A 13,108-nucleotide genomic window follows, 5' to 3' on the forward strand; every position below is an offset into this window, starting at 1 on the left:
CTACTGTAAATTAAGCGGCTAGGTTTTTAGCAGCGAAATCCCAGTTTACCAATGCCCAGAATGCATTCATGTAGCTTGGACGCATATTGCGGTAATCAATGTAGTAAGCGTGTTCCCAAACATCGACAGTTAGAAGTGGTGTCATTTTCAGACCTTCTTCTGCAATAGGGCAACCTGCATTTGAAGTGTTAACGATTTCTAATGCGCCATCTTCAGTTTTAACTAACCATGTCCAGCCTGAACCAAAGTTGTTAATTGCTGAATCTGTGAATTTAGCTTTGAATTCTGCGAAAGAACCAAATGCTTTAACAATTGCATCTGCTAATTTGCCTGTTGGCTCACCGCCGCCGTTTGGAGCTAGGCAATGCCAGTAGAATGTGTGGTTCCATACTTGAGCTGCGTTGTTGAAAACACCACCAGTAGAAGTCTGTACGATTTCTTCAAGAGATTTTTCAGCAAGGTCAGTACCTTCTACAAGACCGTTTAGCTTAACAACGTAAGTGTTGTGATGCTTACCGTAATGGTATTCTAGCGTTTCTTGAGAAATATGTGGCTCAAGAGCGTTGATTGCGTACGGTAGAGCTGGTAGTTCAAATGCCATTGCTCAATTCTCCATTTTAATTGTTGTTATTGGGCTTATGCCCCCGACATTACTTCTAGTAGACGTTGGCGCCTACTTATTATTTGAATCTGACCGTTTTATTTTAGCAAGTTTTTTGTTTATTAAAAGCATTAAGCTTAAAAAAATACCCTATACCTCGTTATTGGTAAGGTCAATAACCACTGAATAGATATCAATATAACTAAGATTGCGCTTTATTGCTTAAAAGAGCAGCTAAACATAATTTGAAAGTATTTTTATTGGTGACGATAACCAAGTAGAATGGTAGGGTTTATAACAAATGATTATTAGAATCGGACGAGGAAGTTATGGAAACTATCGATAAAATTAAACAACAAATTACAGATAACGCTATTTTGTTGTACATGAAAGGCTCTCCAAAATTACCAAGCTGTGGCTTCTCATCACAAGCATCACAAGCGCTAATGAACTGCGGTGAAAAATTTGCGTTTGTAGATATTCTTCAAAACCCTGACATTCGTGCTGAATTACCTATCTATGCACAGTGGCCAACATTCCCACAATTATGGATTGACGGTGAGCTAATTGGTGGTTGTGACATCATTTTGGAAATGTTCCAAAAAGGTGAATTACAGACATTAATTAAAGAGTCTGCTGCACGTCGTGATGCACAAGCTGCTGAATAAGTTAGTTTGCTAAGTGTGTTATTTTGCACTGATAAAAAAACCGCCACAAATTGTTGGCGGTTTTTTTGTATTTAATACGTAGTCTTAGATCACTAAAGTATCATTGCCGCTATCCAGCCAAAGGCAATCAATGGCAAGTTGTAGTGGATAAACGTTGGTACTACAGAATCCCTAATATGGTCATGTTGTCCATCGGCATTCAAACCAGATGTTGGACCTAAGGTTGAGTCAGAGGCTGGAGAACCTGCATCACCCAGCGCAGCTGCTGTACCTACGATAGCAATTGTTGCCATTGGTGAGAAACCAAAAGACAAACATAATGGCACGTAAATAGTCGCTAGAATTGGAATGGTTGAAAATGAAGAACCAATTCCCATAGTGACTAATAGACCAACAACGAGCATTAATAATGCCGCCAATGGTTTGTTATTGCCGATAACACCTTCTAATGAGTTAACTAAGGTTTCAACACCACCCGTTGCTTTCATTACTGCCGCAAAACCTGCTGCCGCGATCATAATAAAACCGATCATTGCCATCATGTGCACACCTTTAGTAAACACATCGTGGGTTTCTTTCCACTTGATGACGCCAGTAAATGTAAACACCATAAAACCGACTAAGCCGCCGATAATCATTGAACCACTATAAAGTTGTGCGCCTAATGCGGCAAAAATGGCACCAACAGCAACATAAACATGGCGCATATCAATGACTTTTTTCTCTGGTTCACTGGCAAGAATTTTTGCTACTGAGTATTCGCGTGGTTTACGGTAGCTTACAAAAATAGCGGTTAATAAACCAAACAACATCCCACAAGCTGGCAATATCATGGCAATCGGCACTTGGCTTGCTACAACATCTAACCCATTATCATGTAAGTTTTTCAGTAGAATATTATTTAGGAAAATACCGCCAAAACCAATAGGAAGTACCATATAAGGTGTTACTAAACCAAACGTTAATACACAGGCAATTAAGCGTCGATCAAGTTTAAGTTTGGCAAACACATGCAGTAATGGTGGAATTACAATTGGAATAAAAGCGATATGGACAGGGATAACGTTCTGAGAAGAAATGGCTAGTAACACTAAAATGATAAGAACGCTATATTTTACACCAGTAGCCGCCGCGATATTTTCATGGCCGCTAATGTGTTTAATAACTTTTTGAGCGAGGACATCGGTAATGCCTGAACGCGAAATAGCGACAGCAAAAGCACCTAACATGGCGTAGCTTAGGGCTGTTGTTGCACCTCCGCCTAAACCACCTTCAAAGGCTGAAACAGCATCGGTAAGGGATAACCCTCCGATGAGGCCACCAATAATGGCACTAAATGTAAGTGCAACCACGACATTGACTCGCATTAAAGCGAGTACCAGCATGATGCATACGGCGATAATTACAGGGTTCATAAAACGTGAGTTCCATCCGTTGTTTGTATTATTACTTCGTTTGTTTGTCAGTGATAATCACTGCAACACGCGATTTAATTGTGATATATGAGACTTTGATCTCATATATCACAGTGTGCTTGATTTTCAGCATTTGTCGAGCACTAATTTTATACTGATATTTATATCTAACAACGGGCATATAAAAAATATCATATTGTTTTATATAACAAAAAAAGGTAGGTATTTAATCCGATTTTATTATAGTTAGTTTTATTAAATAAAAGTTTAAGGTGTTGTCATCATTACATTTTTATCGTTAATCGTTGTGTTTTACCCCTTTGTATTTATAAATGATGCTATTTCAGTTTGCATTTATTGTGTAACCGCGGGGATTATTGTCGGATTTAATTTTTTGAGTTGGAATTATTGCAGGAGTATAAAAAAACCCATACTAAGATGGGCTTAATAAAGAGCAGGAGAAGGATAAATACTTATTCTGCTGATGGCTCTTCTGTGGGAGTGCATAGCGGCCACCCACCTAATTGTTTCCACTTATTGACTATTTTACAAAACAATTCAGCGGTACGTTCGGTATCGTATAGCGCTGAGTGTGCTTCACGATTATCAAATGGGATTTCTGCGGTTTGGCAAGCTTTTGCAAGCACTGTTTGTCCAAATGCTAACCCACTTAATGCGGCAGTATCAAAGGTCGCAAACGGATGGAATGGGTTACGTTTTAGTTTTGCACGCTCAGATGCTGCCATCACAAAACTATGATCAAACGTTGCGTTATGCGCCACCATGATCGCACGAGTGCAATCAGTGTGTTTTTGTTCTTTTCTGATTTGCTTATAAATTTCTTTCAGTGCCACTTCTTCTGATACTGCACCACGTAATGGGCTAAACGGGTCGCGAATACCATTAAATTCTAAGGCTTCTTTGTGTAAAATTGCGCCTTCAAAAGGTGCAACATGGAAATGAATAGTTGTTGCAGGTTTTAACCAACCATCCTCATCCATCTGTAAAGTGACAGCACAAATTTCTAATAAGGCATCTGTTTTTGAATCAAAACCTGCAGTTTCAACGTCAATGACGACAGGAAAGTAGCCGCGAAAGCGACTTTTTAGGGTGTTAAATTGGTTATCTTGGCTCATAGCACTGCTGTCAAAATAATAGAATCCGATATTATGGCAGATTAACGGCTTAATTTCATTGCTGTTAAACTATTGGATTTGATTTTATGAATTAGTAATTTTGTAAAAGAAGAGAAAGCTAAAGCTCGCATCATGGATGCCGATATAGAAGTATATTGTTGTAATTGCTGTTGTATTATTTTCTTCTAATTTGGTTATAAAATGAATTCAATTAAATTATTAACACCTTGGTTGCAAATTGGATTGATCCTGAGTGTGTTTTTCTCAATGCCAATGGCTGTAGCTAAAAATTATTTGGCTCAACCAAGCCAATCACAATGGCAAGTAGTGGTTGATACCCCATTAGAATGCCGTCTTAATCATATTATTCCCAGTTATGGCCGTGCGCAATTTTCAGTTCTTTCAAGTAAAAAAATGAATATCCATTTTGAATTAAAAATGAATCGCCAACTGGGGGCTACTCGTAACGTTAAACTCACATCAATGCCACCGTTATGGATGCCGGGTGATGCGGCTTATGCGATGATTAATTTGAAGTTTTTCAAACAATTTGATGGGTACATTGAAGGTAATACCGCATGGCAAATGTTAGCTGAACTAGAAGATGGGCGTAATCCTACTTTTAGTTATAAAACGTGGTCAGTACAGCAACAACGCCAATTGGAAGTCGGTTTGTCAGCGGTAAATTTTAATAAAGCATATCAAGATTTTAGCCAGTGTTTGACTAAATTAATGCCGTTTAGCTTTGATGATATAGCCTTTACAATTCTGCATTATAATAGTAACAGTGATGAGTTGGATAATATGTCACAGCAACGATTGGCACAAATTGCTGATTATGTTCGCTATTCGGATGATATTGATTTAGTGCTGGTGGCGGCATACAGTGATTCCGCCCTCGGTACGGTTGAAGGTCAGCGTTTATCAGAACAGCGCGCTACTAAAATTGAAGGCTATTTTAAGGCGTTAGGTTTACCTGAAAATCGAATTCAAGTCGAAGCCTATGGAAAAAGAAGACCGATTGCGGATAACTCAACCCCTGTTGGTCGTAATCAAAACCGCCGAGTGGTGATTTCATTAGGACGTAGTAAAGCGTAAAACGTAAGTAAATTATCGGTTGAACGTGCTAGAAAGGCTGCTTTCACTCTTGTTACTCGCAGCATTACAATTAAATTTCCACTTTATCTTTATACTCACAAAGGTCTTCAATAATGCAGCTACCACAACGGGGTTTACGTGCAATACAGGTATAACGGCCTTGTAAAATAAGCCAGTGGTGGACATCAACTTTAAATGCGGCAGGGACTACTTTTAGTAATTTTTGTTCTACTTGTTCGACATTTTTTCCAATAGCGAACTTGGTGCGATTACAGACACGGAAAATATGAGTATCAACCGCAATAGTTGGCCAACCAAATGCTGTGTTAAGGACGACATTTGCTGTTTTACGTCCGACACCGGGTAAGGCTTCTAATGCTTCGCGATCTTCAGGAATTTCACCGTTATGTTTATCGAGTAATAAACGACAAGTTTTGATAACGTTTTCAGCTTTAGAATTAAATAAGCCAATGGTTTTTATGTATTGTTTTACGCCATCAACCCCAAGATCAAAAATAGCTTGGGGTGTATTAGCGATAGGGTACAGCTTATCCATGGCCTTATTGACACTGACATCTGTTGCTTGCGCTGACAGTAATACCGAAATTAGCAACTCAAACGGTGTCGTCCAATGCAGTTCAGTTTGTGGATGTGGGTTTTCAGCTTGTAATCGTTCTAATATTTGAACCCGTTTTTTATTATTCATAGTCTTTCCTGACGCAATATAATGCCAATATCACCATGATTAAGGGTGAGCACCTATAGGGATAATGAGCATATTTGAGAATATTTATAGCAACAGTAAAACTGGCTCGAAAGCCAGTTTTAGTACTGAAAAGTCACAAATACCGTCTTACTTAACATCAGTAATACGTGCACGTTCCACTTTTGGTTGTTGTTCTTGGGGTGATTGTTTCTTTTCTTTATATTGATCAATAATATTTTTTAGAGCGATCATGAAACCAACGCCAATAAATGCGCCTGGTGGTAGCATTGCGAGTAAAAAGCTACTGTCAAAATGAAATATTTGAACATGCAGTACTGACGCCCAATCACCTAATAAGCGGTTGGCACCATCAAATAATGAGCCTTTACTTAAAATTTCACGCATTGCACCCAGTAAAAATAGCGCTGATGTCATACCTAGACCCATCCATAAACCATCTAATACCGCAGGTAATGGCTTATTTTTTGAGGCAAAGGCTTCTGCTCGACCGATAATAATACAGTTAGTTACGATCAACGGAATAAAGATACCTAATGATTTATATAAGCCATAAACATAGGCATTCATTAATAACTGAACGCAGGTTACCAGTGATGCAATGATCATTACAAAAACAGGTATGCGAATTTCTGATGGGACTAATTTTCTAATGACTGAAATAGTAAAGTTAGACATCACCAAAACCATGGTCGTCGCAAGTCCTAATCCCAGTGCATTGGTTGCTGTTGATGATACCGCGAGTAATGGACATAAACCCAACAACTGCACGACAGTTGGGTTGTTGTACCATAAGCCATTTTTCATCAACTCTTTATAAGATGTGGTCATAATTATTCACTCGGACAGTCTAGTGGCTGGCTTAGGATCTGCTGTTGATTATTTTGCCAGTACAACGAGATATTTTTTACCGCTTTAACTACAGCACGTGGAGTAATGGTTGCGCCAGTAAACTGATCAAATTCACCACCATCTTTACGGACATGGAATTTAGGATCGTTAGCACCATTGACTCGCTTACCTGTGAAACTATAGATCCAATCACTGACAGTGGTTTCAATTTTATCACCCAGTCCTGGAGTTTCATGCTGCTCTAAAATACGAACGCCAGTGATAACTCCTTTAGTATCTAGGCCAACAATTAATTTGATTGCGCCACTGTATCCATCCGGTGCAATTCCTTCAATTGCAATTCCTGTTGTTTTACCCGCTTGAGTTGCAATATAAGCGGGCATCGGTGATTTAGTACCGATATAACGTAGATCTTTAACTAGCGTACAACTCTTATAAAGTAGGTTGTCATGGCTTGCGACAGGAATAACTTGATTAAGCGTATTCAGTAACTGTTGTTGCTGTTGTTCAAAAATACGATCAGCCGTTAAATAGTGAGTGAGAGAAACTAATGCTGTCGACAGTAAGGCAAAAACAGCCAGAATCAGACCATTTTTTTTCATGGATTTAAACATGGGCATACTCATTATTAGTGTCCATAAGTGCGTGGACGAGTGTAGTAATCGATGATTGGCACACATAAGTTGGCGAGTAGCACTGCAAAGGCGACCCCGTCAGGGAAACCACCCCAAGTACGAATGAGGTAGATCATTACGCCAATAAAAGCACCAAAGATCAGTCGACCTTTTACGGTGGTTGTGGCTGTTACTGGATCGGTGGCGATAAAGAATGCGCCAAGCATGGTTGCACCAGAGAACATATGTAATAGCGGTGAAGCAGCAACACTTGGATCAAGCACATGCATAACACTACTAATAACCAGTAATGACGTTAGCATTGCGACTGGAATGTGCCATTGAATAATACGCAATTTAAGCAGTAATAAACCACCTAATAAGAAACCAATGTTAACCCACTCCCAACCAATGCCCGCCAGTGTACCGTAAACTGGTTTTTTCATTGCTTCTGCAATTGTCAGTCCAGTTTTTAACGATGTTTTTAGAGTATCTAATGGGGTTGCCATGGTGTAGCCATCAACGGACATTTTTAGCTGTTGGATACTGAAACCATCAGGTGTGTAACCAGTAAAGATTGCAGACAGGCTATCCATAAAGGTCACAGGGTTAGCACTTAATGATGCGGGTGGTAACCATGTTGTCATTTGAACGGGGAATGAAATCAATAATACGACATAAGCAACCATTGCTGGGTTAAACAGGTTTTGACCCATGCCACCATAGAGGTGTTTCGCGACAACAATCGCAAAGAATACGCCAATAACGGTGATCCACCACGGTGCCAGTGGGGGAATAGAAATACCAATTAATACCCCAGTTAATAGTGCAGTATTATCACGTAAATAAGGTGCTAATGGACGTTGACGTAATTTAAGTACAATTGCTTCAAATGTAAGTGCACACAAAGAGGCGAAAACAATTTGGATCAGTGTTCCCAACCCAAAAAAGTAGCATTGAGCAATAACACCAAAAGCTGCACATAAAATAACCGTACGCATGATGGTACTTGTGCTGCGACGATTATGTGCATGGGGTGAGCTGGCAATATTAAAAGCCACGATTATTCTTCCTCAATGTTGGATTGTGCTTTATTTGCTTGTTGTGCTGCTTTACGGGCTTTCGCTCGTGCAACGGCAGCAGCGACAGCGGCTTTTTTAGGATCGATAACAACGTCAGTGTTCACTTCGGCAGCAGGTGCAGCGTCTGTTGTTGCATCGTTAACGGGAGCTTGAGTCTCGATGCTAACTTGTGCTTGCTGAGCGGCTTTACGGGCTTTTGCTCGTGCAACGGCAGCAGCAACAGCCGCTTTTTTCGGATCGACCGCAGCGTCAGTGTTCACTTCGGTAACAGGTTCAGCGGCAACGGGCTCAGGATCAATAACCGTTGGTGTTTGTTGAGCGGCTTTACGGGCTTTTGCTCGTGCAACGGCAGCAGCGACAGCCGCTTTTTTAGGATCGATAACAACGTCAGTGTTCACTTCGGCAGCAGGTGCAGCGTTTGTTGTTGCATCGTTAACGGGAGCTTGAGTCTCGATGCTAACTTGTGCTTGTTGAGCGGCTTTACGGGCTTTTGCTCGTGCAACGGCAGCAGCAACAGCCGCTTTTTTCGGATCGACTGTAACGTCAGTATTTACTTCGGCAGCAGGTGCAGTGTCAGTGTTCACTTCGGTAACGGGCTCAGCATCAATAGCCGCTGGTGCTTGTTGAGCGGCTTTACGGGCTTTTGCACGCGCAACGGCGGCAGCTACAGCCGCTTTTTTAGGATCGACCGCAGCGTCAGTGTTCACTTTAGTAACAGGCTCAGCGGTAACGGGCTCAGCATCAATAGCTGCTGGTGCTTGTTGAGCCGCTTTACGGGCTTTTGCACGCGCAACGGCAGCAGAGACAGCATCTTTCTTATCTGTATTTTGCGCAGATGGTTGATCAGTGTCGGCTTGCTGTTGTTGCATTAATTCAGCATGTTTGGCTGCTTTTTGCTCGCGAGCTTGAAGTTTACGCTGCTTACGTAAGGCAGCCATTTCACTGTTATCTGGCTCAGCATTCGCTTCTGATGTTGAAGCGGCTTGCTTGGCTTTTGCTTTAGCAATAGCGGCTGCAACAGCGGGTTTGATGGTTGGTGTTGTTGCCGCAGCGGCTTGTTTGGCTTTTACTCGCGCAATGGCGGCTGCGACGGCGTCATCACCACCAGATGCTGCCATATTTTGGCGACGATCAGTGGCAGCTTTAGCAAATCGGTTTTCACGATCCGCTTTATCGCGTTCCATGCGCTGTTGTTTGGCTTCAAAACGCTGACGAGCGCGTTCGGCACTCATTTCATCTTGTTTACGTTCCCAAATCTCAGCTTTAGCTTGACGATAATACTGTACTAATGGAATTTCACTTGGGCAGACATAAGCACAAGCGCCACATTCAATGCAGTCGCTTAAGTTATATTCTTCACATTTGTCGTAGTCTTTATCTTTTGCATACCATTGTAACTGTTGTGGTAATAATGAAGATGGGCAAACATCGGCACAAGCAGAACAACGAATACAGGCCATTTCGTAAGTATGTAGCGGTAATTCTTTACGTTTAGGCGTTAAGATACAGTTAGTAATTTTGGTAATCGGTACATTGGCATGTGGCAATGTAAAGCCCATTAATGAGCCACCAATAATGACGCGAGGGTATTTTTTATCGGCTTGATAACCAAATTTTTCAAGCAAATAAGCAATAGGCGTCCCTAATAATGCAAATACATTTCCACGTTGCTTAAAGGCTTCACCTGTTAACGTGACCACGCGCTCAATTAAAGGCTCACCATTAACGATGGCGCGCTTAATCGCAAAAGCAGTACCGATGTTCTGCATAATAACCCCGATTGAGGTTGAACGTGCTTGGCTCGGTACTTCTCGACCTGTTAATAGCTTAACCAGTTGTTTAGAGCTGCCTGAAGGGTATTTGGTTGGAATAACACGAATAATAATATTATCGTCTTCACTGACACAGGCTTCTAATGCTTTGATTGCTTCAGGTTTATTATCTTCAATACCAATTAAGGTTAATTTTGGCGCAATAATGTGGCGTAAAATACGTACACCTTCGATGACTTCATCTGCATAATCTTGCATGAGTCGATCATCGGCGGTGATATAAGGTTCACATTCTGCTGCGTTAATAATAAGAATATCAACGTTACCTAAACCGCCTTGAAGTTTACGCGCAGTTGGAAAACCTGCACCGCCAAGGCCAGCAATACCAGCTAAACGAATAGCTTCAATCAGTTCAGCTGGATCGCGATCTTGATAATCAGGATATTGCTTGGTTTGACACCAAGTATCTTGGTTATCAGTTGCAATGACGATACATAGATCGGTTAAGCCAGAAGGGTGGGCAGTTGTGCGTTGCTCAATTGCCGTGATTGTGCCAGAACTCGGGGCGTGAATTGGCACACACATCGCAATATCACCTTGCGTTAGTGGTTGGCCTTTGAGTACGTGATCGCCAATGTTGACGATAATATCACCACGAGAACCTATGTGTTGTTTTAGTGGTAATACTAATTCGTGAGGAATGCCTGCCGCTTTAATCGGTTGCTTACTGGATAATGCTTTGTTTTCCGCAGGGTGAATACCACCGTGGAAATCCCACAATTTACCTTGCTTAATTTGTTCAATAATCGATAGCATGACTATGGCTTAACCTTTTCTGCATTCGCTGTCGCAGCAATATTCACAACGGGTATTTGATTGAGTTGCCATTTCCAGTTATCGGGCGTTTCTTTAACTGGAATCATTTCAATACAGTCTGTAGGACAAGGAGAAACACAAAGGTCACAGCCTGTACATTCGTCTTTTATTACCGTGTGCATTGATTTAGTGCCGCCGACAATGGCATCCACTGGGCAGGCTTGAATACATTTGGTACAACCAATACACATGTCTTCATGAATAAAAGCGACTTTTTTAATACTATTGGTCACTTCGTCTGAAGCCTGAGGCACTTCGACACCCATTAAGTCAGCGAGTTTTTCAATGGTAGCTTGGCCACCAGGAGGGCATTTGTTAATGATTTCGCCATTCGCTATCGCTTCAGCATAAGGACGGCAACCAGGAAAGCCACATTGACCACATTGTGTTTGCGGCAAAATAGCATCAATTTGTTCAACAATAGGATCGGCTTCAACTTTAAAACGCACTGAAGCAAAACCTAAAACAATGCCAAATATTGCTGCTAATACAGCGATTACAATGGCAGCAATTAAGATCCCGCTCATTACAATTTCACCAATCCAGTAAAGCCCATAAAGGCAAGAGACATAAGGCCCGCAGTGATCATTGCAATCGAGGCACCTTTAAAGGGGGCTGGCACATCTGCTGCTGCAATACGTTCACGCATAGAAGCGAACAATACTAATACCAATGAGAAACCGACTGCCGCGCCAAAGCCATAAATAACAGATTGAATGAAGTTATGGTGCTCATTGGTATTGAGTAAAGCGACACCTAATACCGCACAGTTGGTTGTGATTAATGGTAGAAAAATACCTAATAAACGGTAAAGCGTTGGGCTAGTTTTATGTACTACCATTTCGGTAAATTGCACCACAAAGGCAATCACAAGTATAAAACTAAGCGTACGCAAATATTGGATACCTAATGGATCCAAGATGTAGGTTTCAACAAGATACGCACACACAGAAGCAAGCGTTAGCACAAATGTTGTCGCTAAGCCCATACCGATAGCGGTTTCTAGTTTCTTAGATACGCCCATAAATGGACATAAACCTAAGAATTTAACGAGTACAAAGTTGTTAACCAACACTGTCCCGATGAGGAGTAAAAGGTATTCAGTCATACCGAGTTCATTATCATTGCAAGAGATCTCAACATTATCTGATTTTGTGAGCGCTATAACAACTCCTCAAGGGTAGGGTTTTATCTATTAATGCCCTTAAATTTGAGTAGTTGATTGAAATATAAGTTTTTAATGCAATAAATTTCTTATTTTAAGTTGATAGCCCCATATGGGTTGTTAATTAAATACATTGTTTTTGGTTTTTAATTGTGATTTTTGTGTTTTTTAACAGTAAATGTATTGCTCACCATTATAAAAAATAGCGGTTTTTTATGAGTGTTTTTGTAAATTGTGATTGTGACGGTTGTAAAGTTAGCCAATTCTGCGTTTGATATAGCCGAGTTTAATATAAGTAGTGTTCGTCATTACACGCATAACGAATCAACATAAGCTATTAGGATGAAACAATGGATATTTTATTACTTAGTAACGGTAAAATTGCGGGTAACACACATGTAATGGAATTTGCTGCTGATGCCATTATTGAGCAAGTAAAGCGTACCGGAGCGAAGCATTTTGTCGTGATCCCATATGCTGTTATTCGTTCAAGCCATGATGATCGTGTGGCTTTAATTCAAGCAACATTTGATAAATTGGGTCTAGATTGTATCGCAACGGGTCTCCACCGTGCTGAAGATCCAGTCACGGCGATTGAACAAGCTGATGGTATTATCGTTAGTGGCGGTAATACTTGGGTACTTAATAAAACCTTACATGATTTAGGTTTAGTTGGCCCAATTCGTAAAGCGGTATTAAAGCAAGGTAAAGCTTATATTGGCTGGAGTGCGGGAACGAATATCGGTTGCCCTACTATTCGTACTACGAATGATATGCCGATTGTTACTGGCGCTATTCTATCTTCATTGAATTTCGTACCTTTCCAGATTAATCCTCACTATTTAGAAGCCTCTGTTGAAGGTCATATGGGTGAAACTCGTGATGAGCGTATTCAAGAGTTTCTTGAGGTCAATAAACATGAACCTGTTATTGGTATTCCTGAAGGGACATGGCTAGCTCTAACCGATAATAAAATTAGTTATCATGCAGCCAATGGAAAACCTCTAAAATTCTTCAGCTATGGCAATGAGCCGATTTATTACCAACCAGGTGATGATGTACAGTTTTTGATGGATCTTAATTACTAACGTTATTGGTATTACAG

The 13,108-nt window shown here is 40.8% G+C and carries 13 protein-coding genes; 3 read left to right on the forward strand and 10 right to left on the reverse strand.

The window, feature by feature from the left end; genetic code table 11:
- Positions 1–10 precede the first annotated feature (10 nt).
- Positions 11–601 carry a superoxide dismutase [Fe] gene (gene sodB / locus CIK00_RS09540; protein WP_101768645.1) on the reverse strand — a complete coding sequence of 197 codons (591 nt, stop codon included), beginning with the start codon at positions 599–601 and terminating at the stop codon, positions 11–13.
- A 329-nt stretch (positions 602–930) separates the two neighbouring features.
- On the opposite strand from sodB, the gene grxD reads away from it, so the two are divergent.
- Positions 931–1,269 carry a Grx4 family monothiol glutaredoxin gene (grxD, locus tag CIK00_RS09545; RefSeq protein ID WP_101768646.1) on the forward strand — a complete coding sequence of 113 codons (339 nt, stop codon included), beginning with the start codon at positions 931–933 and terminating at the stop codon, positions 1,267–1,269.
- Positions 1,270–1,361: 92 nt separating this feature from the next.
- On the opposite strand, the gene CIK00_RS09550 is transcribed toward grxD, so the two are convergent.
- Together CIK00_RS09550 and rnt are read right to left on the reverse strand one after the other, a co-directional pair.
- The gene (locus CIK00_RS09550) at positions 1,362–2,684 is read right to left on the reverse strand and encodes a Na+/H+ antiporter family protein (RefSeq protein ID WP_101768647.1); all 1,323 of its coding nucleotides are present in this window, start codon (positions 2,682–2,684) and stop codon (positions 1,362–1,364) included.
- Positions 2,685–3,157: 473 nt separating this feature from the next.
- Positions 3,158–3,820, reverse strand: coding sequence for a ribonuclease T (rnt, locus tag CIK00_RS09555; RefSeq protein WP_101768648.1), 663 nt, complete (start codon positions 3,818–3,820; stop codon positions 3,158–3,160).
- Between the two features lie 201 nt (positions 3,821–4,021).
- On the opposite strand from rnt, the gene motY reads away from it, so the two are divergent.
- Positions 4,022–4,918 carry a flagellar protein MotY gene (motY, locus tag CIK00_RS09560; RefSeq protein WP_101768649.1) on the forward strand — a complete coding sequence of 299 codons (897 nt, stop codon included), beginning with the start codon at positions 4,022–4,024 and terminating at the stop codon, positions 4,916–4,918.
- Between the two features lie 70 nt (positions 4,919–4,988).
- Here the strand turns inward: motY and nth are convergent, their stop codons facing one another.
- From nth to rsxA, 7 genes are all read right to left on the reverse strand, one after another.
- Positions 4,989–5,624, reverse strand: coding sequence for an endonuclease III (gene nth / locus CIK00_RS09565; protein ID WP_101768650.1), 636 nt, complete (start codon positions 5,622–5,624; stop codon positions 4,989–4,991).
- 147 nt (positions 5,625–5,771) lie between these two features.
- The gene (locus CIK00_RS09570; protein ID WP_101768651.1) at positions 5,772–6,473 is read right to left on the reverse strand and encodes an electron transport complex subunit E; all 702 of its coding nucleotides are present in this window, start codon (positions 6,471–6,473) and stop codon (positions 5,772–5,774) included.
- Positions 6,474–6,475: 2 nt separating this feature from the next.
- Positions 6,476–7,108: an electron transport complex subunit RsxG gene (rsxG, locus tag CIK00_RS09575; protein ID WP_101768692.1), complete on the reverse strand. Its 633-nt coding sequence runs from the start codon at positions 7,106–7,108 to the stop codon at positions 6,476–6,478.
- A gap of 14 nt (positions 7,109–7,122) precedes the next feature.
- A complete protein-coding gene (rsxD, locus tag CIK00_RS09580) occupies positions 7,123–8,169 on the reverse strand; it encodes an electron transport complex subunit RsxD (protein WP_045040334.1) in 1,047 nt (348 codons plus the stop codon).
- A gap of 2 nt (positions 8,170–8,171) precedes the next feature.
- Positions 8,172–10,778, reverse strand: coding sequence for an electron transport complex subunit RsxC (rsxC, locus tag CIK00_RS09585; RefSeq protein ID WP_101768652.1), 2,607 nt, complete (start codon positions 10,776–10,778; stop codon positions 8,172–8,174).
- Between the two features lie 2 nt (positions 10,779–10,780).
- Positions 10,781–11,365 (reverse strand): electron transport complex subunit RsxB, encoded by a 585-nt coding sequence (rsxB, locus tag CIK00_RS09590; protein WP_101768653.1) that lies wholly within the window; start codon positions 11,363–11,365, stop codon positions 10,781–10,783.
- The gene (gene rsxA, locus CIK00_RS09595; protein WP_045040333.1) at positions 11,365–11,946 is read right to left on the reverse strand and encodes an electron transport complex subunit RsxA; all 582 of its coding nucleotides are present in this window, start codon (positions 11,944–11,946) and stop codon (positions 11,365–11,367) included. The genes rsxB and rsxA overlap by 1 nt, the downstream gene beginning before the upstream one ends.
- A gap of 407 nt (positions 11,947–12,353) precedes the next feature.
- Here rsxA and pepE point away from each other — a divergent pair, with 407 nt between their 5' ends.
- On the forward strand, positions 12,354–13,091 hold the full coding sequence (pepE, locus tag CIK00_RS09600; RefSeq protein ID WP_101768654.1) for a dipeptidase PepE: 738 nt from the start codon (positions 12,354–12,356) through the stop codon (positions 13,089–13,091).
- Positions 13,092–13,108: the final 17 nt, after the last annotated feature.

Source organism: Photobacterium carnosum, assembly GCF_002849605.1.
GTDB classification, from domain to species: domain Bacteria; phylum Pseudomonadota; class Gammaproteobacteria; order Enterobacterales; family Vibrionaceae; genus Photobacterium; species Photobacterium carnosum.

Excerpts from the sequence above, each read along its gene's own strand:
- motY (WP_101768649.1), top strand. The coding sequence starts at position 4,022 with ATGAATTCAATTAAATTATTAACACCTTGGTTGCAAATTGGATTGATC.
- grxD (WP_101768646.1), top strand. The coding sequence starts at position 931 with ATGGAAACTATCGATAAAATTAAACAACAAATTACAGATAACGCTATT.
- CIK00_RS09570 (WP_101768651.1), bottom strand. The coding sequence starts at position 6,473 with ATGACCACATCTTATAAAGAGTTGATGAAAAATGGCTTATGGTACAAC.
- nth (WP_101768650.1), bottom strand. The coding sequence starts at position 5,624 with ATGAATAATAAAAAACGGGTTCAAATATTAGAACGATTACAAGCTGAA.
- rsxB (WP_101768653.1), bottom strand. The coding sequence starts at position 11,365 with ATGAGCGGGATCTTAATTGCTGCCATTGTAATCGCTGTATTAGCAGCA.
- CIK00_RS09550 (WP_101768647.1), bottom strand. The coding sequence starts at position 2,684 with ATGAACCCTGTAATTATCGCCGTATGCATCATGCTGGTACTCGCTTTA.
- pepE (WP_101768654.1), top strand. The coding sequence starts at position 12,354 with ATGGATATTTTATTACTTAGTAACGGTAAAATTGCGGGTAACACACAT.
- sodB (WP_101768645.1), bottom strand. The coding sequence starts at position 601 with ATGGCATTTGAACTACCAGCTCTACCGTACGCAATCAACGCTCTTGAG.
- rsxG (WP_101768692.1), bottom strand. The coding sequence starts at position 7,108 with ATGTTTAAATCCATGAAAAAAAATGGTCTGATTCTGGCTGTTTTTGCC.
- rsxC (WP_101768652.1), bottom strand. The coding sequence starts at position 10,778 with ATGCTATCGATTATTGAACAAATTAAGCAAGGTAAATTGTGGGATTTC.
- rsxA (WP_045040333.1), bottom strand. The coding sequence starts at position 11,946 with ATGACTGAATACCTTTTACTCCTCATCGGGACAGTGTTGGTTAACAAC.
- rnt (WP_101768648.1), bottom strand. The coding sequence starts at position 3,820 with ATGAGCCAAGATAACCAATTTAACACCCTAAAAAGTCGCTTTCGCGGC.